At 71.5% G+C, this 24,464-nt stretch carries 18 protein-coding genes; 9 read left to right on the top strand and 9 right to left on the bottom strand.

All coding sequences use genetic code 11. The features are described from left to right. Positions 1-177 precede the first annotated feature (177 nt). The 5 genes from JNUCC0626_RS10595 to JNUCC0626_RS10575 all read left to right on the top strand — a co-directional run bounded on the left by JNUCC0626_RS10595 (position 178) and on the right by JNUCC0626_RS10575 (position 8,164). Positions 178-1,080, top strand: a complete 903-nt coding sequence (locus JNUCC0626_RS10595) for a DMT family transporter (RefSeq protein ID WP_394619520.1) — start codon at positions 178-180, stop codon at positions 1,078-1,080. Beyond that, positions 1,077-1,712, top strand: a complete 636-nt coding sequence (epsC, locus tag JNUCC0626_RS10590; RefSeq protein ID WP_394619519.1) for a serine O-acetyltransferase EpsC — start codon at positions 1,077-1,079, stop codon at positions 1,710-1,712. Before JNUCC0626_RS10595 ends, epsC begins: the two co-directional genes overlap by 4 nt. Positions 1,713-1,736: 24 nt before the next feature. Next, positions 1,737-2,687, top strand: coding sequence for a cysteine synthase A (cysK, locus tag JNUCC0626_RS10585; RefSeq protein ID WP_394619518.1), 951 nt, complete (start codon positions 1,737-1,739; stop codon positions 2,685-2,687). Positions 2,688-2,873: 186 nt separating this feature from the next. After that, positions 2,874-6,209, top strand: coding sequence for a BTAD domain-containing putative transcriptional regulator (locus JNUCC0626_RS10580; protein WP_394619517.1), 3,336 nt, complete (start codon positions 2,874-2,876; stop codon positions 6,207-6,209). Between the two features lie 167 nt (positions 6,210-6,376). Then, complete coding sequence (locus JNUCC0626_RS10575; RefSeq protein WP_394619516.1) at positions 6,377-8,164, top strand: AfsR/SARP family transcriptional regulator; 1,788 nt, start codon at positions 6,377-6,379, stop codon at positions 8,162-8,164. Here the strand turns inward: JNUCC0626_RS10575 and JNUCC0626_RS10570 are convergent. The 6 genes from JNUCC0626_RS10570 to JNUCC0626_RS10545 form a co-directional block, all read right to left on the bottom strand. Next, complete coding sequence (locus JNUCC0626_RS10570) at positions 8,133-8,696, bottom strand: GAF domain-containing protein (protein ID WP_394619515.1); 564 nt, start codon at positions 8,694-8,696, stop codon at positions 8,133-8,135. The two genes, JNUCC0626_RS10575 and JNUCC0626_RS10570, sit on opposite strands and share 32 nt — an antisense overlap. Before the next feature lie 10 nt (positions 8,697-8,706). Beyond that, complete coding sequence (locus tag JNUCC0626_RS10565; RefSeq protein WP_394619514.1) at positions 8,707-9,519, bottom strand: S8 family peptidase; 813 nt, start codon at positions 9,517-9,519, stop codon at positions 8,707-8,709. Beyond that, positions 9,516-12,305, bottom strand: a complete 2,790-nt coding sequence (locus JNUCC0626_RS10560) for an AAA family ATPase (protein WP_394619513.1) — start codon at positions 12,303-12,305, stop codon at positions 9,516-9,518. The genes JNUCC0626_RS10565 and JNUCC0626_RS10560 overlap by 4 nt, the downstream gene beginning before the upstream one ends. A gap of 101 nt (positions 12,306-12,406) precedes the next feature. Next, the gene (locus tag JNUCC0626_RS10555) at positions 12,407-12,610 is read right to left on the bottom strand and encodes an aroma-sacti cluster domain-containing protein (RefSeq protein WP_382441806.1); all 204 of its coding nucleotides are present in this window, start codon (positions 12,608-12,610) and stop codon (positions 12,407-12,409) included. Then, positions 12,594-13,259, bottom strand: a complete 666-nt coding sequence (locus JNUCC0626_RS10550) for an iron-containing redox enzyme family protein (RefSeq protein WP_394619512.1) — start codon at positions 13,257-13,259, stop codon at positions 12,594-12,596. The genes JNUCC0626_RS10555 and JNUCC0626_RS10550 overlap by 17 nt, the downstream gene beginning before the upstream one ends. Continuing rightward, complete coding sequence (locus tag JNUCC0626_RS10545; protein WP_394619511.1) at positions 13,256-14,467, bottom strand: radical SAM protein; 1,212 nt, start codon at positions 14,465-14,467, stop codon at positions 13,256-13,258. Before JNUCC0626_RS10545 ends, JNUCC0626_RS10550 begins: the two co-directional genes overlap by 4 nt. Positions 14,468-14,729: 262 nt before the next feature. On the opposite strand from JNUCC0626_RS10545, the gene JNUCC0626_RS10540 reads away from it, so the two are divergent. From JNUCC0626_RS10540 to JNUCC0626_RS10525, 4 genes are all read left to right on the top strand, one after another. After that, positions 14,730-14,894 (top strand): hypothetical protein, encoded by a 165-nt coding sequence (locus JNUCC0626_RS10540; protein ID WP_394619510.1) that lies wholly within the window; start codon positions 14,730-14,732, stop codon positions 14,892-14,894. A gap of 80 nt (positions 14,895-14,974) precedes the next feature. Further along, a complete protein-coding gene (lanKC, locus tag JNUCC0626_RS10535) occupies positions 14,975-17,683 on the top strand; it encodes a class III lanthionine synthetase LanKC (protein ID WP_394619509.1) in 2,709 nt (902 codons plus the stop codon). Next, complete coding sequence (locus tag JNUCC0626_RS10530) at positions 17,680-18,888, top strand: MFS transporter (RefSeq protein ID WP_394619508.1); 1,209 nt, start codon at positions 17,680-17,682, stop codon at positions 18,886-18,888. The genes lanKC and JNUCC0626_RS10530 overlap by 4 nt, the downstream gene beginning before the upstream one ends. Positions 18,889-18,895: 7 nt before the next feature. After that, positions 18,896-19,864, top strand: a complete 969-nt coding sequence (locus JNUCC0626_RS10525; protein WP_394619507.1) for an MsnO8 family LLM class oxidoreductase — start codon at positions 18,896-18,898, stop codon at positions 19,862-19,864. A 6-nt stretch (positions 19,865-19,870) separates the two neighbouring features. Here the strand turns inward: JNUCC0626_RS10525 and JNUCC0626_RS10520 are convergent, their stop codons facing one another. The 3 genes from JNUCC0626_RS10520 to JNUCC0626_RS10510 all read right to left on the bottom strand — a co-directional run bounded on the left by JNUCC0626_RS10520 (position 19,871) and on the right by JNUCC0626_RS10510 (position 24,447). Next, positions 19,871-20,620 (bottom strand): SDR family NAD(P)-dependent oxidoreductase, encoded by a 750-nt coding sequence (locus tag JNUCC0626_RS10520; protein ID WP_394619506.1) that lies wholly within the window; start codon positions 20,618-20,620, stop codon positions 19,871-19,873. Between the two features lie 100 nt (positions 20,621-20,720). After that, complete coding sequence (locus tag JNUCC0626_RS10515; RefSeq protein WP_394619505.1) at positions 20,721-23,414, bottom strand: helix-turn-helix transcriptional regulator; 2,694 nt, start codon at positions 23,412-23,414, stop codon at positions 20,721-20,723. A gap of 10 nt (positions 23,415-23,424) precedes the next feature. Then, entirely contained in the window at positions 23,425-24,447 is a 1,023-nt protein-coding gene (locus JNUCC0626_RS10510) for a TerC/Alx family metal homeostasis membrane protein (protein WP_394619504.1), read from the bottom strand. Positions 24,448-24,464: the final 17 nt, after the last annotated feature.

Here is a 24,464-nt window from a genome sequence, read left to right as displayed (position 1 = left end):
GACGGCAGCCTACGGATCTTGGCAGGGCGGCGGTTCCGACCTTCGGTGGAGGCGACGCGTGGTGAGAGCGTTCCCGCCGCGTGTGTGCAACTGTGCCGCGCGCTCCACCACGCCCCGAGCCCGCTCTGGTGCAGTGTCCAAACGATCTCGCCGGCAGCTCACCTGAACGGAGGCGCAATGGACAAGGCATCCGTCGCGCGCTTCCTGCTCCTGGCGCTGTTGTGGGGAAGCAGCTTCACCTTCATCAAGGTGTCCCTGGAAGGCCTGACCCCAAGCCAACTCGTGCTGGCCAGACTCGTCCTGGGCGCGGCCGTCCTGCTCTCGGTCGCGGCACTGCGCAAGGTCGCACTGCCGAAGTCCGCCAGGGTCTGGGCGCACATCGCGGCGGCCGGCCTGTTCGGCAACGTCATCCCGTTCCTCCTGCTGTCCTACGGCGAGAAGACGACGGGCGCGGGCATCGCGGGTGTGCTGATCGGCGCGACCCCGTTGCTCACGCTGGGGCTCGCCGCAGCCGCGCTGCCGTCCGAACGGGCGACGCCGCGCAAGGTGGTCGGGCTCGCGCTCGGGTTCGTCGGCGTGGTGCTGTTGATCGGGCCGTGGCACGAGTCGCTCGGCTCGCTCAGCGGGCGGATCGCGTGCTTCGGCGCGGCGGTCAGTTACGCGATCGGGTTCGTGTACGTCCGCAAGTTCCTGTCGCCACTGGGGTTGGCGCCGTTGGCGCTCGCGGCCGCGCAGCTCGTGTCGGCGGCGGTGGTGCAGGGGGTCGTGACGCCGTTCCTCGACTGGCGGACGCCGGACTTCACCTGGCCAGTGGCGCCGAGCATCGTGCTGCTCGGGCTGTTCAGCACCGGGCTGGCGTACGTCCTGTACTTCCGGCTCATCGGGGACGCCGGGGCCACCACGGCGTCGGCGGTCAACTACGTGGTGCCGGTGTTCGCGGTGCTCGTCAGCGTCGTGTTCCTCGGCGAGCACATCACCTGGAACCTCCTTGCGGGCGGCCTCGTGGTGCTCGTTGGCGTGGCGTACGCGGAGAACCGGCTCGGGAACCTGCGAGGGAAGAAGACGGGAGTGGTCCGATGACACCGGTGGCGGCGCTGCGGCGGATCCACGCCGACCTCGACATGGTCATGGACCGCGACCCGTCGATCCTGTCCCGCAGCGAGGCGTTGCTGCACCCGACGGTCATCGCGATCTGGGGGCATCGGCTGTCGCACCGGCTGCATCTGAAGGGGCACCGGCGGTCCGCACGACTCGTCATGGTGCTGGCCCGGTTGCTCACCGGCGGCATCGAGATCCACCCCGGCGCGACGATCGGGCGCGGGTTCTTCATCGACCACGGCGCGGGCGTCGTGATCGGCGAGACCGTCGTCATCGGTGACGACGTGACGATCTTCCACCAGGTCACCCTCGGCGCCGTCGGGTGGTGGCACGACAACCAGCGGCCCGAGGGGTCGCGGCGGCACCCGAAGCTCGGCGACCGGGTGGTGATCGGGGCGAACGCGACGTTGCTCGGCCCGATCACGGTCGGCCACGACTCCGTGGTCGGCGCCCAGGCCCTCGTCATCCGCGACGTCCCCGCCGACTCCCGGGTGCTGGCCCCGTTCTCCGTGCCCGCGCTCAAGTCGACGCGCGGCGTGGTGAAGGCGGCCAGGGTGCGCCACCCCGTGGCCACCACCCCGCGGCACAAGGGCGCCGTGTTCCCGACCTGGTGACACCCAACCGACCGGAGACCCGTGATGACCCGTCAGCTCACCGGGCGACCTCTCGCCCAGTCGCTCGCCGACCTCGTCGGCGGCACCCCGATCGTGCGGCTCGACCTCGGCGTCACCACGGCGCGGTTGCACGCCAAGCTGGAGATGGCGAACCCGCTGTCGAGCGTGAAGGACCGCGCCGCCCTCTTCATGATCAACGGCGCGGAGGAACGCGGCCAGCTCACCAGAGGGTCGGGCACGATCGTCGAGGCCACGTCCGGCAACACCGGCATCTCACTGGCCGCTATTGCCGCCGCACGCGGGTACAAGTGCGTGATCGTCCTGCCGGACAGCGCGACCAGCGAACGGATCCAGCTGTTGCGGGCGTTCGGCGCGGAGATCGTCCTGACCCCGTACCAGGACGGCTACGTGGCGGCGATCGCCAAGGCCGAGGAGATCTCCCGCGAACGGCCGGGCTCGTGGTTCGCCTGCCAGCACGAGAACTCCGACAACGTGGCCGCGCACTACGCCACCACCGGGCCGGAGATCTGGAACGACACGGACGGCGAGATCGACGTGTTCGTCTGCGGCGTCGGCACCGGCGGCACGCTCAGCGGCACCGCGAAGTACCTCAAGGAGCGCAACCCCGCGATCCGCGTGGTCGCGGTGGAGCCCGAGGGCTCGCCGGTGCTCAGCCAGGGCTGGGGCGGCCTGCACCGCATTCCCGGTCTCAACGGCGGTTTCGTCGCGCCCACCACCGACGTCGGCCTGATCGACGAGGTGCTGACCGTGTCGAACGACGACGCCTACGCCACCGCGCGCGAGCTGGCTCGCACGGCCGGGTTGCTGGTCGGGGTCTCCTCCGGCGCGGCCGCCCACGCCTCCCGCGTGCTCGCCGGACGCCCGGAGCACGCCGGCAAGAACCTGGTGACCGTGTTCCCGGACACCGGCGAGCGGTACCTCTCGTGGTTCGACCAGGAGGAGCAGAACTCCTGACGTCCCAGACCTCCCCGAACGGGGCGGGCACAAAGGTGAGCGCGCCCGTTGCCGTCCACAGTGGACAGCAGCGGGCGCGCTGTGCCGAATTGAGACGGCAAACGGCCGCAGGGCGCGCGGATTCGCGGCGAGAGAGCTTCTTTTGGCTCAGTGTCCGGACCGGTTCCCGAGATTAGTGTTGTGATCATGTGGTGGACGGTGCTCGGGGCGGTCGGGGCGTATCAGGAGGGCCGGGGCATCGACCTCGGCGGCCCCAAGCAGCGGCGGGTGCTGGCGGCGTTGCTGGTCGAGCCTGGTTCGGCTGTGGCGGTGCACCGGCTGATCGACGCGGTCTGGGGTGTGTCCGCGCCCGCAACGGCGGTGGGCACGTTGCGCGCGTACGTCGCGAATCTGCGCAGGGCACTGGAACCGAACCGCGCGCCGCGTGCGGCGGAGACCGTGCTGGCCACCTCTCCTGAGGGCTACCGGCTGCTGGTCGCGCCGGACGAGTTCGACGCCGTGCGGTTCCGCGCTCTGGTCGCGTCGGCGGCGGCCGCACGGGCGCAGGGCCGTCCGCTGGACGCGCTCACCGACCTCGAGATCGCGCTGAAACTGTGGCAGGGCCCGGCTTTCGGCGAGTTCGCCGGGGAGTCCTTCGCGGCCACGGCGGCCGCCGAACTGGAAGAACTGCGGCTCGCCGCCCAGGAAGATCACGCCGCCGCCGAACTCGCGGTCGGGCAGCCGGTGCAGGCCGCGGTGGCGTTGCGACTGCTGGTGGCCGCGGAACCGTTGCGGGAACGCAGATGGGAGATGCTCGCCCTCGCGCTCTACCGCAGCGGGCGGCAGGCCGACGCGCTGACGGCGTTGCGCGACGCGCGCCGGTCGCTGGTGTCGGAACTCGGCATCGAACCGATGGCGGCGCTGCGGCACCTGGAGCAGGCGATCCTCAACCAGGACAGCGCTCTCGACCTCGTCAGCACCCCCGTTCGGGTGGTCGCGCCGGAGGTGTTGCCCGGTCGCGGGGACGTGTTGCGGTCGCTCGGGCAGGCGTTCGCGGCGGCGGGAACCGGGCAGGGGCAACTGTTCCTGGTCACCGGCGAACCGGGCATCGGCAAGACGCGGGTGGCCGAGGCGGCGGCCGCGATGGGACGAGGCCTCGGGTTCACCGTGGTGCTCGGGCGCTGCCCGGACAGCGAGGGCGCACCGGCGTTCTGGCCGTGGGTCTCGGTGCTGCGAACCCTGCTGGACGGCGACGAACCGTTGCGCGCGTTGGCGGATCGGGTCGGGCTCGGCGCGTTGCTCGACACCGGATCGGCCGCGCTGCCGCGGGAGAGCGGGGTGCACGGCGCGATCGCCGAGGTGGTCGCGGAGGCCGTGCGCCGCCGCCCGGTGCTGCTGATCCTCGACGACCTGCACTGGGCGGACCCGGATTCCGTGGTGGTGCTGCGGGTGCTGACGACGATGCTGCCCGAGTTGCCGTTGCTGCTGCTCGCCGCCAGCCGGGACGGCGCCGACCTGACCGAGCCGGTCGCGGGAGTGCTGGCGCAGCTCACCGGGCGCTGGGCGACGCGCTGGCCGTTGCGGCGGCTGACCGAGGCCGAGGTGGACGAGGTGCTGGCGGACTGGCCGGACGCCGGGCAGCCCGACGCGGCACGGGTCGTCTTCCAACGCTCCGGTGGAAACCCCTTTCACGTCGTGGAGCTCGCGAGACTGCTGACCGAGGTGGCGCCGGGAAAGCTGGCCGAGGTGTTGCCGCACGGCACGCGCGATCTGATCCAGCACCGCCTGCGCAGCCTGCCCGGCGAGGCGGGCGCGGTGCTGGTGGCGGCGGCGATGATCGGCGAGGAGTTCCGCGCGGACGTGCTGGCGGACGTCGCCGGGATGTCCGCCGCGCCGTTGCTGGACGTGCTCGACGCGGCGCTGAGCTGGGGCCTGGTGGCCGAAGGCGCGACGCCCGGCCACTACCGGTTCAGCCACGCGCTGGTGCGCGACACCGTCCGTTCGTCGTTGTCGCAGCTGCGTTCGGCGCACTGGCACGCCACCATCGGACGAGTGCTTTCCCAGCGGGCACAAGGGGATGACGCCCTGGACGTGGTGGCGTTCCACTGGCTGGAGGCCGCGTCGGTCGGACACGCGGAGGAGGCGATCGAGGCCGGTCGGGCGGCCGCCGGCCGGGCCGAACGCGTGCACGCCTACCAGCACGCGGCGACGGTGCTGGCGTCGGTCGTCGACGTGATCGACCGCCACGCGGCGCCGCGCACCACCGAGGAGACCCGCCGGTTGTTCGACGTGCTGGTGCGGCTCGGGCGCGCGAGTTGCCGTGCGGGACTGGAACAACAGGCGACTTCCGTGTTGCGGCGGGCGATCAGCGTCGCCGGACGGCTGGGCGATCCCGAGGCGCTCGCGATCGCCGCCACCACCTACTGCACCGAGTCCTTCTGGACGATGCGCGACTACCGGGTGGTCGAGCACACCGTGCTGGACGCCCTGCGGGAGGCGCTTCGTCAACTGCCGCAGGAGGATTCGCCGTTGCGGTGCCTGTCGCTCGCCGCGATCGCGACCGAACGGTACTTCGAGACCGGGCCGGACGTGGACGAGGCCGACCAGCCGTCCGCGACCGCTGTGGCGATGGCGCGCAGACTCGGCGATCCGGTGTTGCTGATGTGCGTGCTGCACCTGCGGCACCAGGCGATCCGGCACGCCGACACGTTGGACGAACGCCGCCGGATCGTCGAGGAGCAGGTGGAACTGGCCGCCCTGCCCGAGATCAACGCGGACTGGATCCCTCGGGTGAAGCTGCGGCGGGCGCTGACGTTCCTGGAGGCGGGCGACATGCCTGCCGCCCAGGCCGATATCGACGCGTGCGCGGAGGCCAACCAGCTGATCCAGCTGCCCGAGGTCGACGTGCACCTGCGGTGGTGGACGGCGATGCGCGCCGGCCTGTCCGGCGACACCCGGACCGCGGTGCGGTTGTCGGAGCAGGTCTTCGAGGTGCACCGGCAGACGGTGTGGGGTTCCGAGCCCGCGATCGTCGCGCAGCTCATGTCGTGGCTGATCGACGAGGGCAGGTTCGCCGACGCCGCCCGCGTGCTGGCGAGCCGCAACGTGCCCGGCAGCCCGGTGAGCGCCGAGCACCTCGGCCTGATGCAGGCGTTGCAGGGCGATGTCGCGTCGGCGCGGCGGAACTGTCCCGCGGCCGGAGTGCTGCCCGAGCCGCCGCAGGACTGGTTGTGGCTCATGCAAATGGTGCTGCGCGCGTACACCTGGGCGCTGTGCGGCGACGTCGAGTCCTGCCGGTACGCGCTGGCGAGGCTGATGCGGTACACCGGGCGCAGCGTCACGACCGGGTCCGCGATCCTGTGCTGGGGCTCGATCGACCACTTCCTCGGGGAGATCGCCGCCGCGGCCGGGGAGATCGATCTCGCGTTGGTGTTGCTGGGCAAGGGCATGCGGCACAACGCCGCCATGGGCTGCGAGACGTGGCGCAAGCGCTCGGAGGCGCGGATCGCCGAGCTGGTGCTGAGCGCTCGCTCGCCGGGCTGACCGGAGAGCGCTTTCACCACCCCGGAAACCTCGCTGTCCGAGCAGGTCCGGGTCCGCCCCAATCCGGGTCCAACGTCGTCCCAATCCCGTCCCGTGATCCTCGACCGGGAAGAAGGGACGATCACGTGATTCATTCACCGGGTTCCGTCGAGTGCAGGACGTTCGACGTGTTCACCGTCCTTGCCGACGGCAGGCCCGCGGACATCGGCGGCCCGAAGCAGCGGTTGCTGCTCGCGCATCTGTTGTGCCGGGCGAACTGCGTGGTGTCGGTGAAGGAGCTGCTCGACGCGCTGTGGGGCGACGCGCCACCCCGCACGGCCCTCAAGAACCTCCAGGTCTACGTCTCCAAGCTGCGTCGCGTGTTCGGCGAGCGGCTCTGCCACGCGGGCAACGGTTACCGGCTGAGCCTGGGGCCGGCCGAGTGCGACCTGCTGCGGTTCGAGGCGCTCGCCCGGCAGGGCAGGCAACTGCTGCGCGGCGCGGACACCGAGGCGGCGGCGGACCTGCTGGGACAGGCGATCGGGTTGTGGCAGCGGCCGCTCGCGGAGTTCGCCGACGACCCGAGCCTCGCCGCCGAACTGGGGCGAAGACAGGAGTTGTTCCTCGTCGTGCTGGAGGACTGGGCGGAGCTCGCGGTGGCAGCGGGCGACCACCAGCAGGCACTCGACCGGCTGGGCGACCACGTCCGGCCGCACGCCCTGCGCGAACGCCTTGGCGCGGCGTGGATCCGGTCGCTCGCCGCGGCCGGTCGCGTGCGAGAGGCGTTGGCGCACTACGAACACGTGCGCCGGACGCTGGCCGACGAACTCGGCGTCGACCCCGGGCCCGAGTTGTCGCTGGTGTACCGGCAACTGCTCGACGGCGCCGCCGCACCGGCGAGCTGGGCCGGTGGGCACACGCCGGGCAACCAGCTGCCGCGCGACGTGCCGGACTTCGTGGGCAGGCGCGCCGAGGCGGGACAGGTGCTCGCGCACCTCACCAGCCCGCACGGGCTCGACGTGGTGCTGGTGTCCGGGCCGGTCGGCAGCGGCAAGACCGCGTTCGCCGTGCACGTCGCCCACCTGCTGCGCGACACGTTCCCCGACGGGCAGGTGCTCGTCGACCTCGCGGACGGCGACGGCACCGCGATACCGGCCGAGCGGGTGCTCGCCGAACTGCTCGACCTGTCCGGCCAGGACCCCGGCCCGCAGCCGCTCGGCCGGTGGCGCCGCTGGATCGCCCGCCGCAAGCTGCTGATCGTCCTGGACAACGCGACCCACGAGGACGTGGTGCGCGCGGTGCTGCCAGGTTCCGGGGCCAGCGCGGTGATCGTGGCCGGCAGCACGTGGCTGAGCGGCCTGGAGTCGGTCCTGCGCGTGCCGCTGCCGCCGTTGGGCGACGCGGAGAGCCGCGAACTGCTCGGCCGGGTCGTCGGCTCCAGCCGGGTGCTCGCCGACCGCGACGCCGTGCGGCGCATCCTCGACGGCTGCGAGCGTTCCCCGCTGGCCATCCGGATCGCGGCGGCCAAGCTGGCGACGTTGCGGCACCTCGCGCTGGGCGAGTTCGCGGACCGGCTGACCGACCAGCGCCGGGTGCTCGACGAACTCGCGGTGGGCGGGCTGACCCTGCGCGACCGGCTGACCCGCTGGTACCGCGGCCTGAGCGACCAGCACCGGGCCGCCTGCCACCGGATCGCCCAGCTGCCCCCGCCGCCGTTCGGGCACGGCGGGATCGCCGCCGCGCTCGCCGGACTGTCCACATCGGAGGATCTGCTGCTGGAGTCGTTGCTGGAGGCCAACGTGCTGACCGCGCCGGACGCCGAGGTCGTCGCCTGCGAGGCCAGCTACGACATGCCCGCGGCGGTGTACTGGTTGCTGCGGGAGACCGCGGAGCGGGCGGCGCCAGAGCAGGCTGCGACAGTGGTGCCGTTCCCGCGTCCCGGCCTCATCCATTTCGATGCCGCAGGAAGTCCCTGAACACGTCGACCAGTTCGTCGGGGTCGATGCTGGCGAGCGGGTCGGTGTCCGGCCCGCACCGCGCGCACCCCTTGGCGACGCGCAACGCGGTCGCGGCCTGGTGCGCGAACAACGCCAGCAGGTCGAGGTCGCCGAGGTCCGAACGGCTCTGCTCGGCGGGGTCCAGCACCTGGAGCACGCCGAGCACCTGCCCGTCGGCCAGCAACGGCGCCGCCATCAGGGCGTTCGGCACGTACTGGGTGGACTCGGCGATGTCGCGGGCGAAGGTGTTGTTGTCCCTCAGGTCGTCCACGATCATCGCCTGCCCGGAGCTCACCACCCAGCCCGCGATGCCCCGGTTGGCGGGGATGCGCGTGCCGATCAGGAAGTCCTGCCCCTCACCGGCGACGGCCTCGAAGACGAGTTCGCCCGCGGCGTCGTCGAGCAGGAACACCGAGCTCGCCGCCGCGCCGAAGATCGCCCTCGCGACCTCCACGATCGACTGGAGCAGCGCGCGGGTACCGCCGGGAGCCGGTGAGACGTCGAGTGTCACGGCCAGAACCTCATTTCTCCGTGCGGACGTTCGCCGCGGCCAGGTACAGCACGGTCTTGAGCTGGAAGATCGTCAGGCCGGGGTGCTTGGCGAGGATCAACGCCGCCAGCCCGGCGATCCGGGGCGTCGCGAAGCTGTTGCCGGTCGTGCGGGCCGTGCCGCCGCCGGGCCACGCCACCACCACGTCCCGTCCCATCGCGAAGAACTCCACCGGTGGCGCCGGGTTGTACAGGTACAGGTCGGGATCGGACTCCTGGTGGCTGCCGACCGACAGCACCGAGCAGAACCGCCACGGGAAGCTCACCACGGGCGTGTTGTGCGCCGAGGCGACGATCGCCGACCGCCCGAAGTACGCCTCGTCGGCCAGTTCGTGCAGGTCCTGCGCGAACTTCGTGCGGGTGGTCGAGAGGCTCATGTTGATGACGTCGAAACCCTGCTCCACGGCCCATCGCAGCCCGGTCAGCAGGAAGTCGCCGCTGCCGGAGAACCGTTCGCCGAGCACCCGGACGCTGTGCAGCTCGCAGTCCGGGGCCATCTGGCGGATGATCCCGGCGCACGCCGTGCCGTGGCCGCACGTGTCGCGGTGCTCGGCGGGCCGCACCTCCGGGCCGTTCTCGCCCTTGACCACCTCGTGCGAACTCGTGACGGGGCCGACCATCGGGTGGTCGCCGTCGACCCCGCTGTCGACCACGCAGACCCGGACGCCGGCGCCGGTCGACCCGCCCCAGGCCCACTCCTGGTCGACCTGGCCGAGTGCGATGGCGTCGACGCCGATGTCGTCGGGGCCCTGGTTGCGCAGGCCCCAGCTCAGTGTGCGGGTCACCGCACCGCCTTTCTCAGTCGGGCGGCGATGCGCTCGCCCACGACGTGTCCCTTGCCGCGGAACAACTCCTCGGCCCGTTCGGCTGCTTGCCCGTCTCCGCTCGTCGCGGCCAGGTCGAGGTAGGCGGTGGCCTGGGTGATCGGCGACTCGGTGGTCAGCGCCAGTGCCACGGCTTCTTCGGCCAGTTCCGGGTCTTGGGTGATTCGTGCCTGGATGCCCAGTTGGTCGGCGGCTTCCGGCGCGGCCAGGTTGTCGGCCGGGGTGAACTCCGCCGGTTTGCCTTGGCGCAGCAGGATTCTGGCCAGTTCTCGTCGGGTGGTGGCGGTGATGCTCTCGATGCCGTTGGCCTGGCGGAGGGTTTCGCGCAGCAGGCGTTCGGCTTCGTCGAGACGGCCGGCGAGGGCTGCGACTCCGGCGGCGAACAGCGGGCCGACGATCGCGGCTTCCGCGTAGCCGAGTTCCCTGGCGAACCTCTCGGCTGCCTGGAGGTGGGTCTTGGCCTGGTCGTGTTCGCCTTGCAGGGCCAGGAGGTTGGCCAGCGGGTAGTTGAGGGTGAGGGCTATGACGTCGTGGTCGTGTTCGGCCAGCAGTGCTCGGCAGCGGCGTGTTGCCTGCGCTGCCTGCGCTGGGCCGTGCCAGAGCGAGATGCCCAGCGCGCCCAGGGCCATCGCCTGTTCCGGGGCGGCTTCGGCGTGGGTGAGGGCGTTGGTCAGGAGTTGTTCGGCGGCCGCGTGGTTGCCCTGGATCTGCTGTTCCTGGGCGATCCGGATGAGGCAGCGGGCCTGGCCCAGATGGTCGTTCTCGGTTTCGAACGTCGGGAGGGCCTGCCTTGCCGTCTCGGCTCGGTCCTTCGGGGATGCCGGTAGCTGGAGACGGGCGTGGGCTGCGGCCTTCGCGTCGCCGATGTCGATGATCTGCTGGAGGAGTTCGGTGGCGGGGTCGCCGGTGGCGATTCTCGTTTCGGCCACCACCTGTGCGGCTGTCGTCCACCAGGGGTCGTCGGTTCTGGTGAGGGACAGTGCTCTGCTGCCCAGGTCTTCCGCCCAGGACAGGTCGGCTCGGCCGAGTGCGGTGCGGGCGGCGCTCGTGAGCACCTCGGCTGCCTGGCACCGCAGGCCGCTGGTGTGGGCGTCGCGCATGCCCAGGCCGTGTCGATGCAGGTAGGCCTGTTCGAGGTGGTGTCCGGTGGCGTCCTGGGCGGCCAGCTGTTCGTGCCAGTCGGCCCGGCGGCGCTTGCTGATGCCGTGGTAGGTCACGTCTCTGAGGAGTCCACTGTGGAACCGGTAGTCCCGGGCCGCCGGTTCGACGAGGCCGCGCCGCATGAGTTCGCCGACGGAGGCGGAGGACTCGGCCAGCGTGACGGCCTTGTTCGCCGCGAACTGCCTGCCGACCACGGCTGCCGCGTCCAGCACGACCCGGTCCGGTGCGTCGAGGGCGTCGATCCGGGCGGCCAGGACGGCGGTCACCGTGACCGGGAGGGTGTCGGGGTCGGCGCCGTCGTCGAGCATGGCCACGAGCTGTTCGAGGTAGAGCGGGTTGCCTTCGGCTCGGTCGATCACGCGGTCGAGGACCGTGGGGCCGTGGGCCTGCACCGGCACCAGTTCGGCGGCCAGGCGGGCCGATTCGTCCGGGGTCAGGGGAGTGACGTGCAGGGTCACGGCGGCGTCGGTCAGGCCTCGGCCGGCGCAGACCAGCATGACCCGTGCTGCTTTGAGTGACTCGGCGAGTTGGGTGATGCCTTCGAGCAGGGTGCGGTCGGCCCACTGGAGGTCGTCGATGACCAGCACCACCGGGTGGGTGGCGGCCAGGTCGGTGAGGACGGTGGCGACGGCGTGGAAGGTGGCGTCGGCGGAGTGGCCGGGGGCGCCGTCGCGGAGCAGGCCCGAGCGCAGGAGCTGAAGGGCAGGGCCGTCGGTGCCGACCTGTGCGGCCGCGGGGTGCGGGCCGGCTTGGGTTTCCGCCGCGTCGAGGATTCCCCGCACGGCCTGGGCCAGTGGTGCGAGGCTCGCCTGGTCGCGGTACGGGTGGCAGCGTCCGGCGCCCACGAAGGCGTTGGCGGGCAACCACTCCTGGATCAGCCGCGTCTTGCCGATGCCCGCCTCGCCGCTGATCGTCAGGTGCTGACCGCGTCCCTGCAGCACCTCGGCCCACCGGTCGGCGAGCACGCCGAGTTCCGCCGCCCTCCCGACGAACGGGACGTCCGACGGCAGCGTGCGGTCGGCGTGGGTCTGCACCGAGTGCACCCGGTAGGCGATGACGGGGTCGCGCTTTCCCTTCAACGCCAGCGCGCCGACCTCCTCCACGTCGGCCGTCGAGCCGAGCAGCGCGCGCGTCACCGGTCCGATCAGCACCTCGCCGGGGCCCGCGTTCTGCTCGAGCCGCGCGGCGACGTTGACGACCTCGCCGGCGACGAGGTTCTCGTTGGCGCCCACCGCGGACGTGGCGACGACCTCGCCGGTGTTGACGCCGATCCGCACGGCCAGGCGGCAGCCGAAGCTCTCCTCCAGGTCGACGTTGAGCTCGTCGAGGCCCGCGATGATGTCGAGTGCCGCCGCCGTGCCGCGCCGGGCGTCGTCCTCGCGCACCACCGGCACGCCGAACACGGCCATGACGGCGTCACCGATGAACTTCTCGACCGTGCCGCCGTGGCCTTCGATCCGTTCGCGCGCGGTGTCGAAGTAGCGCAGCACGATCGACCGCAGCAGCTCCGGCTCCAGGATCCCGGACAACTCCGTCGACCCGACGAGGTCGCAGAACAGGACCGTCACGAGTTTGCGTTGTTCCACGTCATCCCCCTAGGCGGTGTCTGAGAATTTCGTTTGGTGAGAGGCGCGGCCCGCGGATCCCTCGGCTGCCACTGTCGCCCGACGGAATTGTCAGACGCCGCCTAGAACAACGCCGCGCCCGCGACGACCGAATGGGCCTGCACCTCGGGCTCGACCTCGTCGAGGCGCCGCTTGATGTCGAGGATCAACTCCAACTCCTGGCCGGACAGCTCACCGAACACGGCGCGCTGCTCGTCGGTGCACGAGTCGACGGGAAAACCTGCTGCTGCCAACGCGTCGAGGTTGGTGTCAAACTCGGAGCTCACTGCGGGCCTCCAGGGTCAGGTGGTCGAAGAGGTCGATCAGCGCGGCAGCGGTGTGCAGCGCACTGGCACGAACGGCCGCGCGCTGGGCGGCACTGAGTTCCAGCTCCGCGAGCACCGCGAAGATGTCGTCGCTGTGGCCGGGATCGGCGTCGGCGTGGTGCCGCAGCGTGTCGAAAGCCTTGTCCGGCAGGCCCGTTCGGTGGGCGAGCAGTCCGGCGAGCCCGGGCGACGGCGAGTTCCCCTCCAGCACCGCCATGTACCCGAGCAACGCCACCGGATGACCGTGGTTGATCCAGTAGTACTGCGGCCCGACGAGCCGCACGACCTGAACCGACGGCGCCCGCAGCAGTTCGGCCTCGGGGTCTAGCCCGGCGACCCGCATGTCGTCGAGCAGCCAGTCGTCGTGGCCGAGCTCCTCCTCGATGTGCGCGGGCAGGTACTGGCGCAACCGGACGCTCACCGGATCCCGGCCGGTGCAGCGCGTGAAGGCCAGTTCCATCAACGGAACCGAGGCCTTGATGACCGCGTGCATCTCGGAGAGGTAGCGGCCGTAGCGCTCGCGCAGTCCGTCGGGTTGCCAGAGGGCGGCGGCGCTGCGGCGGAGGGTGGGGGTGACGAGATCGAGGATCGGCTGGAGGTCGACGCTCATGCTTCACCGCCTACGAGGTGGGCGTAGCGGGGGATGCCGTGCCGGCGCAGCAGGGCCTGGGGGCCGCCGGAGCGGTCTCGGGCGGCGGCTTGGAGGAGTTCGCCGACGGGACCGGAGCCCGCGCGGGTGGCCCAGGCGAGGGCACCGGGGGAGTGGGGGAGGAGATGGCAGGTGCCGCAGTAGCTGCCGGGTTCCGAGGGTGTGGGGCTGGGAGGTGGGGCGGGGTGGGTGACGGAGGCGATGGGGAGCTGGCGGGCGGGTGAGTCGCTTGGCTGGTGGGGGACTGCGGGTGAGAGCTGGTGGGGCGCCGTGTCCGTGGTGCCGGTGGCAGGTGCGGCGGCCGCGAGGTGGCTGGCGCAGTTGGCTTGCGCGCGGGCCGCGATGTGCAGCGGGCCCACCGTGCGCACCATCCGCAGCACCGGCCGGGCCTGGGCGCGCTCCTGCACATCGGCCCAGTCCGACCGAGCGATGTCGCCCAGCACCAGGTGATCCGGGCGCATCCGCCCGTCCACCACGTCCTGGTTGCAGCACGCCACCACCACTCCGTCCACCGCGATCACCGGCCAGGCGGCGGTGGCGCACGGCGCCACCGAGCCGTCCGCGACAGGGACCGCCTGCGCCCAGGACGCCGCACGGCCGAGTGGTTGGACGCCGGCCACGAGCATCGGGACGTCCTCGCCGAATTCCGTTTCGACCTGGGCGGTGACCTCGGCGAGGTACGGGTCGTCGGGGCCCGTGCCGGTGACGTGCAGGCTGGTGGCGGTGCCGTCGCGCAGCAGCGCGCGGAGCACCTCGAAGACGTCTGCGCGGGGGACTTCTCGCTCGTGGAAGACGTCGAGGCTGAGGGAGAGGTGGTCCACGGCGCGGGCGGCTCGGCGGATCGGGGCCGGGATGTCGCCGCCGCGCGCGAAGAAGGCGCCGGTCAGGACTGCGGTTCTGGTACCTGCTGTGTTGGCGGCCAGGGCGGTTCGGGCCACCAGGTCCGGGCGCAGGAGTGGTTCGCCGCCGGTCAGCATCAGGAGCTGAGGTGGGCGGCGGCGGTCGAGGGTGCTCACGAAGCGGAGCAGGTGGTCGGCGTCCAGGTGGCGGCCGCGCAGGCCCGCGGCGAAGGAGCAGTGTGCGCAGTGCAGGGGGCACCGTTCGGTCAGGGTCACCAGGACACCCGCGCAGACGTCCTGGCGCAGAGCCATGATCTCGGCCAGCCGCATTCGCCCACCTCCTCGTCCTGCACCGAGTGTGGGGCGGGCGCTTGCGGGGCGGTTTGAGTTCGGTATAAGGGCAGACAGCCACCGTTGAGCAGTCCGAAAAGGACGTAGCAAGGAACTCCGCGAACCAGAGAAAACCTAGAAGAGACAACGGTTTAACCGGATGCATACCGGGTTTGTGGCGGGCGTTCCTAGCGTTCTCCCCGTCGCCGATCGCCCAGCGGCCGGCGTGACACCCAAGCCCCTATCGCAACAGGGAGAAACCATGTCTGACGAGACCGCGAACCCGCAGCCGGAAGAGACCGAGTCCGACGAGGTCGAGGCCCACAGCGCGGACGTGCTGGGCCTGCAGTCCCTGGAGTCCGACAAGGCGCTGGGCTACAGCAGCCCCGCCATGAGCTGCAGCTCCTGCGCCGGCGGCAGCTGCTGACGTCTCGCACCGCGCGTGGCCCGGGCACGTCCCGGGCCACGCGGCTACACCCAGGGGAACCCACCGGACGGAGGAGCGGAATGCAGGTCAGCTGGGAGACGGTGGTGTCCTACATGATGCACCACCCGAGGTGGTTCGAGGACTTCACGCAACGCCCGCCGACCGCGGAGCACTTCCGCGAGTACCGCGCCGTGATGCCCGCCGAGTGGAAGCTGACCCGGCGCGCGCACTGGATCGTCTCCGAGCCGCCGGACGTGCCGATGCCCGGCGAGGGCTGGAAGCTGCACGTTTCCGCCACCTCGCACAACTCCGCCGAGGTGCTGAAGGCCGCATTGCCCGTGCTGCTCAGCGCGAACGTCCGGTTCAAGTTCCTGATGGACCCCGCCGCTGTGCAGGAGGCGAACGGCAAGTCGTTCCCGCGTGGCTCCAGCGGCAAGTTCATCACCGTCTACCCAGTGGGCGCCGAGGAGTTCCACGCCGTCGGCCAGGCGCTGACCAAGGCACTGGAAGGCTTCGACGGCCCGTACCTGTTGTCGGACCGCCGGTTCCCGGGATCGAGGGTCGTCTACTACCGCTACGGCGGCTTCCGCAGCTTCTTCCGGCTCAGGCCGGGAGGAGTCAGAGAGCTGATGATCAACGCCCCGGACGGCACGCGCGTCCCGGACGTCCGCACTCCCTATTGGACGGTCCCGGAGTGGGCGGAGGACCCGTTCCCGCGCCCGAAAGCGAAGCCGGGGAAGAGCAAGACCGCGCTGGCGAACGGCAGGTTCGTCGTCGAGAGCGCCTTCCTGCAGAGCAACCGGGGCGGCGTCTACAAGGGCTACGACACCGAGACCGGCGCCGACATCGTGCTGCGCGAGGCGCGCCCCGGCGTCGAGGTCGGCCCCAACGGCGTGGACGCGGTCGGGCTCCTCAAGCACGAGTACGACCTGCTGACCGATCTCGCCGACACCGGCCTGTTCGTCAAACCGATCGCGTACTTCACCGAGTGGGAACACGCCTACCTCGTCGAGGAGTACCTGCCGGGCACGCCGATCGGCCGGTTCAGCATCATCGAGAACCCGATCTACGCCCTCGACCTCACGCCCGGCCGCCTCACCGACTACTACTCGCGGTTCCGCGACATGTGGGTGCAGATCGCCGACGCCATCGCGGTCTGCCACGAGCGCGGCATCGTGCTCGGCGACCTCTCGCCGACCAACATCATCGTCCAGCCCGGCGACCGCATCGGCATCATCGACCTGGAGTCGGCGTTCCACGAGGGCGTCGACACGGGCGCGGGCCTGAGCACCCCGGGCATGGTGACGAGAAGAAGCCTCGCCGTGCGCAAGGGCGACCGCCGCACCGACTACTACGCGCTCGGCGGCGTGATCCTGTCGTGCGTGCTCATGTGCCAGCAGGCCGACGTCATGGAACAGGACGTCCCGCGCCGGCTGTTCGCCGAAGCCGCCGCCGACCTCGACCTGCCGCAGGAACTCGTCGACCTGATCGGCGACCTCTACGACGAGAACGCCGAACTGCCCGACCCCGCAACGCTTCGGCAACGTCTCGTCGACCTCCCGTTCGGCACGGCCTGGACGCAGCCGCCGCCGCTGGCCGTCCGCGCCGTCCCGGAGAAGGCGGCGAGCGCGCGACTGCACAAGCGGATCGACGAAACCCTCGACGGCGTCGCCGACTACGTGCTCACCACCGCGACACCGCAGCGCGAGGACCGGCTGTTCCCGGCCGACCTGCTGGTGTTCGAGACGAACCCGCTCTCGTTGGCACACGGTGCTTACGGCACGCTCCTGGCCCTGCACACGATCCGCGGCGAGGTCCCCGACGAGCTGCTCGGCTGGACGTTGCAACGCTCCACCACGCACCCGATGATCCCGCCCGGTCTCTACTACGGCACGGCCGGCGTCGCCTGGGCGCAGTCGCAACTCGGCCTCCGGGACCTCGCGATCGCCACGATGCGAGGCAGCGCCGACCACCCGCTGCTGCTGACCGAACCCGGCGTGCTGATCGGCGCGGCCGGTCACGGCATGGCGTGCCTGAGGTTGTGGCGCGACACGGGCCTCGACGAGTTCCTCGACCGCGCGCAGAACATCGGCGCCCACCTCGCGGCCACCGCGATCCGGGACGACGACCGCGCGCACTGGCCGGGCCCCGAGGGGGACGTCCCGGTCGGTTACGGCTACGGCGCGGCCGGTGTCGCGATGTTCCTGCTCGCGCTGCACGCGGCCACCGGCGACGCCGAGGTCCTCGGGCTGGGCGAGGCCGCGCTGGAGTTCGACCTGTCCCAGGGCGAGTACACCCCCGGCGGCCTGTTCACGTTCCCGCCGGTCGTGTCCACTGAGGACAATCCGACCGAGGTGCTGCGCGCCTACTGGGACGAGGGCACCGCGGGCATCCTCACCACGACGCTGCGCTACCACCACGTGACCGGACGGTGGCGCGACCGGATCGACCAGCTGCTGCCGGACGTCCGCCGCAAGTACGTCGTGTTCCCGCAGCTCTTCCACGGCGTCGCGGGCATGGGCAACACGCTGCTCGACGCCTACGAGTTCCTCGGGGACCCGGACCTGCTCGGCGACGCCGAACGGTGTGCCGCGTCGGTGTTGTGCAGCGCCACCGAACGGCCGGAGGGCATCGTGTTCCCCGGCGAGCAGACGTTGCGCGAGAGCGCCGACCTCGCCACCGGATCGGCCGGCGTCACGCTGTTCCTCGACCGGTTCCGCCGCACCGCGCCCGGCGCCCGCACCAACCTGAACTTCGTCCTCGACGACCTGCTCGGGGACCCGCGATGACAGCGGTGGACGAAGTCGAGGTTCCGCTGCGCCGCAACCGGGAGTTCCGGTTGCTGTGGATCGGGCAGGCGCTGTCGGACTTCGGCTCGGCGATGGCGGGCCTCGCGTTGCCGCTGGTCCTGCTCGCCGCCGGGTACGGCCCGGCGGAGGCGGGCCTGATCGGCACGGTGGTGCTGGTGGTCGGCATGGTCGTCCGGGTGCCGTCGGGCTACCTGGCCGACCGGTACGACTCGCGGGCGCTGATGCTGGTCAGTGACATCGCCCGGCTCGGCGTGGTCGTCGTGGCGACCGCGTGGCTGCTGGCGGGCACGCTGCCGTTGTGGGTGGCGCTGCTCGTGGTGGTCGTGTCGGCCGTCGCGGTGGAGGCGTTCCGGCCCGCGCAGAACAAGGTCGTGCGCCGGGTCGTGCCCCCGGACCAGCTCGGCCACGCGGTCTCGCTGAACCAGGCGCGGATGTACGGGGCGAGCATCGCCGCGCCCGCCGTCGCCGGTGTGCTGATCGCGCTCGCGCCGTGGATTCCCTTCGCGGCCAACGCCGTCACGTTCGCCGTGTCCGCCTGGTGCATCTTCCTGCTCGCCCGCACCCCGGCTCCGGCCGCTCCGGCGAAGCGAGAAGCCTTCTGGCCCGAGGTCAGCGCCGGACTCAGATACGTGGTCAGAGACCGGTTCCTGCGGATCTCGTCCGTCTACTTCGCACTGTTGAACCTGATCTTCTCGGCGTTGAGCTACGCCCTGATCCTGGGCGCGGCGACGCAACCCGGTGGTGCGGCGGCGGTCGGCGTGGCGATGAGCTCGGCCGCGCTGGCGGGCCTCGCGGGGTCGTTGCTCGTGCCGTACGCGGCGAAGAGGCTCTCGTTGCGGGCCGTGCTGATGGCCGGTCCGGTGCTCGGCGCGGTACTCCTGACGGTCGCCTGGTCCGGTGGCGGCACGGTGCCGTTCGTGGCGGCCTTCTCGGCATTGTGCCTGCTCACCCCGTTGATCGGCGCGGTGCTCGCGACGATCATGGCCAAGGCCGTGCCGGAGGACGTCTACGGCCGGGTGACGGCGGCCAGCGGGTTCGCTTCCCAACTGCTGCAACCACTCGGGCCGGGAGCGGCGGGCATCGTGCTGGCCCACCTGACGTTCTCCGCCACCGCGGGACTCTTCGCCGTCTGCCTGGGCGCACTCGCCCTGATCGCCCTTCTCGTGCCCACGCCGAGCAACTAGGAGACCCATGGAACTGTCGGTGCTCGACCTCGCCGTGGTCGGTCCCGGCCGCACGCCGGAGCAGTCGCTGCGGGACGTCGTCGAGGTGGCCAGAACCGCGGAACAGCACGGCTACCACCGGTTCTGGGTCGCCGAACACCACGCGGCCCCGGCGACGGCGGGCAGCTCTCCTGCCGTTCTGCTCGCCTACATCGCTGCTGCCACAACGTCTTTGCGTGTCGGCTCGGGTGGAGTGATGCTCCCGAACCACGCTCCGCTGGTCGTTGCCGAGCAGTTCGCCGTCCTGCAGGCACTGCACAACGGCCGGGTGGACCTCGGCGTGGGCCGGTCGTCCGGCGGCAACACCGCGAGCACCGCGCTGGACCGCGCCCTGCACCGGGGCCCGCGCGCCACCGCCGACTTCCCGGCGTTGATCGACGAACTGGTGAACTGGCTGCACGACTCGTTCCCGGAGGGCCACGAGTTCACCGCGCTGCCGATGTCACCGCGGATCGGCAACCCGCCGGAGCTGTTCGTGCTGGGCGCCAGCGAGAACGGCGCGCGGATCGCCGCCGAACGCGGGCTGCCGTTCGTCTACGGCCACCACCTCGGCGCGACGAAGGCCCGTCCGGCGGCTGTCGACCGCTACCGTTCGGCGTTCGTCGGGGAGAGCCCGTACGTCATCGCCTCGGTCAACGTCGTCTGCGCGGACACCGACGACCTCGCCGAGGACGAGGCGATGGTGGTGGCGTTGAGCGAGGTGCAACGACGTGAGGGCACCGACGTCCTCGAGACCCGCCTGCGCTACCTCGCCGGGCAGGCCCTCGAAGACGCCCAGGTGATCCGCGGCGGCCCGGAGAAGGTGATGCGCGAGATCGACGCGCTCGCGGAGCGGCTGGGTGCGGACGAGATGATGCTGGTGCCGTTCGAGCACACCGGGATCGGCCGCAGCCGGACCCTGCGCTCGGTGGCACGGGCCCGGCTGGTGGTCGGTTAGGAAGGCTCAGCCGTAGCAGGCGCCGCACGAGATGTTGACCTGCGTCGACGTGATCGTGCGGCCCTTGTCGGACGCCACGAACGCCGCCACCGCGCCCACGTCGGACGACGTCGCGGCGCGCTTCATCGGCGAGGCGTCGATGATGCCCTGCCGCGCGGCGTCCATCTCCGGGATGTCCGGGAACGAGTCGATGATGCCGCCGGTCAGCAACGTCACGGTGCGGATGCCGTGCGGCGCCAGCTCGACACCCCACTGCTTGCGCAACGAGTCGACGGCGTCCATGCCGATCTGCACGTTGCCCATGCCGGGGTGGATGTTCGCGTGGTCGGAGCCGCCGAAGAACAGCAGCACACCGGACTCCTGCTTCACCATGTGCCGGGCCGCGGCCTTCGTGGTGATCAGCTGGGTGGTGAGGCCCTTGCCGATGGCCGCGACGAAGTCGGCGGTCGGGATGTCGGCGAGCGGCTGGAAGAGCGCCTCGACCGTGATCACGTTGACCGAGATGTCGACGCTGCCGGTCTTCTCGACGACGGCGTCGATGTGGTCGTTCACCGAAGACGCGTCCAGGGCGTCGACCACGGCCGTCTCGGCCTGACCGCCGGCGGCCCGGACGCGGTCGGCGACCACCTCCAGCTTCGCCGGGGTGCGGCCCGCGAGGAACACCCGCGCGCCCTCGGCGGCGAACGCGTCCGCCATCGCCCCGCCGATCGTGCCACCGCCCCCGTAGATCACCGCGGTCTTGTTCTCCAGCAACATCTTGCTGCTCCTCTCGTCGCAGCAAAGCTAGGCCGGGGCCGGGGTGGTCCACATCGGTCACGTGACTGGTGTGCCGCGCGGTGACCGGTGCGCGGGTAAGTCATCCGAGGCCGAGTTGCGCCAGTTCGATCCGGCGGGTGACCCCGAGCTTCGGGTACGCGCGGTACAGGTGGTGCCCGATCGTGCGCGGGCTCAGGAACAGCTGCGCGCCGATCTCTTTGTTGCTCAGGCCTGCCGCCGCGAGCCGAACGACCTGCACCTCCTGCGGTGTCAGGTCCTTCAGCGGGTCGTCGGCGAGCTGCTGCTCCGGCCGTTCGCCGAGTTCGGTGGCGGCCCGGTCCCGCCAGATCGCCGCGCCGCAGCGGGTGAAGCCGGTGAGCGCGGCCTCCAGGTGGACTCGGGCGTCACCCCGGCGTCTCCTGCGGCGCAACCACTCCCCGTACAGCAGGTGGGTCCTGGCCTCGTCGAACCGCCCGGTGCCGACCGCCAGCGACGCCTGGAAGTGCTCCTCGGAGTCCGCCAGCAGCGCCTCGCACCGCCGCAGCAACGCCGTCGCGGCCGGACTGTCCACTTCGGACGCCCACTGGCGCAGCGCGGCGAACGGCTCGGCCACGTCGGCGGCGCGACCGTCCCGCACCGCCGCCTCCACCAGGTCCGCGACCGCGCGGATCACGAAGTCGTGCCGCGCCGGACCGGTGCACACCTTCCGCAGCGCCTCGAACGCGGCGGCGTACCGGCCGGCGGCCAGGTCGAGCAGCCCGAGACCCCAGCAGACGAATGCGCTGCCCACGGCGTGCTTGCCCTCCAACACCGGCAGCACCTCGGCGGCCAGCGCACGGCAACGGTCCTCGTCGCCCGTCACGGCGGCGAGCCACACGGACGTCGACCGCAGCACGGCGACCTCCATCTCCATGCCGAACTCGCTGCTCAACGCCTCCGCCTCGGCCACACAGGCCGCCGCCGAGAGGAACTCCCCGCGCAGCGCCTGCGCGAACGCGGCGACCTCCTGCGCGTACGGCACCCAGGTCAACGCACCGATCGCGCGCACCTCGGCGAGCATCAGGTCCATCACCGCGACGGTCGCCTCGTCGTCGGCCAGCATGAGCCCGCTGAACCCCGCGACGACCCGGTGCATGAGGTCCACGTCCTGCTCGAGCCCGATGTCGAGCATCGTCCGCAACGGCGCGGCCGTCGGCCGTCCGGCCAGCACCTCGCCCCAGCTGATCAGGGCGTCGGCGGCGGCGCGAGCGTGCGACCCGGCCTCCAGTTCGAGGCTCCTCATCAACGAGCCACCCTCGGCGACCAGCGGCAACGCGCCCGCGTCCCGTCCGGCGCAGATCATCTCGGTCAGCATCACGACCGCGCGTTCGGGATCGCTGACGAGCACCAGCCGCGCGGCCCGGCAGGCGAACGCCGCGTCGGCCTCGGGGGAGGTGCGCTCGTACTCGATCTGGCCGCGCAGCAACGTCGCGTCCGCGAGCACGCCCGGATCGCCGGTCAGCGACGTGACCTCGACGGCGAGGCGGGCCGCGCGGTCGGGCTTGCCCGCGTCGTAGGCCGCCAGCGCGGCCTTGGCGATGCGCCGCGCCTTCAGTTCCGGATCGACGCTCAGCCGTCCGGCCCGGTCGTACGCGGCGGACACGGCCATCGCGCCACCCCGCCGTTCGGCCCGCAGCGCCGTGCGTTCCAGTTCGGCGGCCACGGCCTCGTCGGGCTCGGTGGTGGCTGCGGCGAGGTGCCAGGTGCGGCGGTCGAGGACGTCGGGGGAGGTCAGCGCCTCGGCGAACGCGCGGTGCACGGCGAGGCGCTGGTGGTGCGTGGCGCACTGGTAGGCGGCGGCCCGCACGAGCGGATGCCGGAACGCCAACTCGCCGTCAGCCACGCTGATCAGCCCGGCCCGTTCGGCGGCGGCCAGGTCGGAGGTGTCCGCGCCGACGGCACGAGCGACCCGCAGCACGGTGTCCATGCCCGCGAACCGGTCAGCGGCGGCGACCAGCAGGATCGACTGGCACGGCCCCGGCAGCCCGGCGATCTGCGCGCGGAACGAGTCCTGCACCCGGCGGGTCACCGGCAGCGGCCCGACCTGGTGCGCGGGTTCCGCCCTGCCCTCGCGTTGCGCCGCCAGCCGGGCCGCGCCGAGTTCGAGCAACGCGAGCGGGTTGCCACCCGCCTCCTCCAGCACCCGCGCCCGCATCGGCGCGGTCAGCCCGGGACTGCGTTCGTCGAGCAACGCCGCCGCTTCGTCCGGTGGCAGCGCGGCCAGCCGCAGTTCCGCGAGGCCGGGCGTCGGGAACGGCACCGCCGTCTCGCGCACCGCGAACAGCATCGCCACCGGATCGGCCTGGAATCTTCGCGCCGCGAACAGCAACGCGTCCGACGACCCGCGATCGAGCCACTGCGCGTCGTCCACCACGCACAGCACCGGTTTCTCGGCCGCGAGTTCGGCGAGCAACGTCAGCGTCGCCGCCCCGATCAGGAACGGCGTGGCCGGCGCGTCGCTCAGCCCGAACGCCCCGCGCAACGCCGCCGCCTGCGGTGCGGGCAACAGGTCGAGCCGGTCGAGGTGGGGGTAGAGCAGCAGGTGCAACGCGCCGAACGCCAGCTCGGCCTCCGACTCGATGCCGACCCCGCGCAGCACCCGCACGTCTCCGGCCGCCGCCACGGCGTCGTCGAGCAACGCCGACTTGCCGACCCCGGTGTCCCCGCGCAGCACCAAAGCCGCGCTGCGACCGGAGGAAGCCTCCAGCACCGACTGAGCGACGCGGTCCCGTTCGGACTGCCGGCCGACCAACATGGCGGAAAGACTAGCCGCGCTCCCGTTTCGCGTCGGCGCGTTCCCGCCGGGTCCGCAACGAACCCGGCCGTGCCTTCGCACTCGGGTCGCGTTTGGTCTTGACCAGACTCGCGATCGTCACGACCGCGAGCACCACGGCGATCACCACGAGACTCAGCAGCGTGGGGATCTCCGGCACGCTCTTGCTCACGTCCTCGTGCAACCACTGCAGGATCAGCTTCACCCCGATGAACGCGAGGATCAGCGACAGCCCCACCGACAGGTACACCAACCGGTCCAGCAGCCCCTGCACGAGGAAGAACAACGCCCGCAACCCCAGCAGTGCGAACGCGTTCACGCAGAACACCACGTACGGCTGCGCGGTGATGCCGAAGACCGCCGGGATGGAGTCGAGCGCGAACAGCAGGTCGATGGTGCCGATCGCCACCAGCACCAGGAACAACGGCGTCGCCACCCGCTTGCCGCCGTCCCGCGTGAACAGCTCGCCGCCCTGGTAGTCGTCGGTGAGCGGCAGCACGCGGCGCGAGGTGCGGACGACGACGTTGTTCTCGATGTCCGGCTCCTCGTCGCGGTGCCGGAACAGCTGCACGGCCGTGAAGATCAGCAGCAGCCCGAAGAGCAGGAACACGAAGGAGAACAACGAGAGCAGCGTCGCGCCGAGCGCGATGAAGATCGCCCGCATCAGCAACGCCAGCACGATGCCGAACGTGAGCACCTTGTGCCGGTGCTCGTCCGGTACCGCGAACGTGGTCATGATGATCACGAACACGAAGAGGTTGTCGACGGAGAGGCTCTTCTCGACCAGGTAGCCCACGAAGTACTCGGTGCCCGGCCCGCTGCCGTAGTGCAGCGTGAACCACAGGCCGAATCCCAGCGCGATGGCCACGTAGGCCACCGACCACACGGCGGCTTCCTTCATCCCGACGTGGTGGGGCCGCTTCGCCGCGACCACGAGGTCCACGGTCAGCAACGCGACGACGAAGCCGATGGTGAGCGCCCAGGTCAGCAGGCTGATGTTGAGCTCGGTGCTCATGTCACCTCCCGTCGCCG

Source organism: Lentzea sp. JNUCC 0626, assembly GCF_043632865.1.
GTDB lineage: Bacteria > Actinomycetota > Actinomycetes > Mycobacteriales > Pseudonocardiaceae > Lentzea.
The sequence above is the reverse complement of the archived record's forward strand: the minus strand, read 5'-3'. Positions and strand labels throughout refer to the sequence as shown.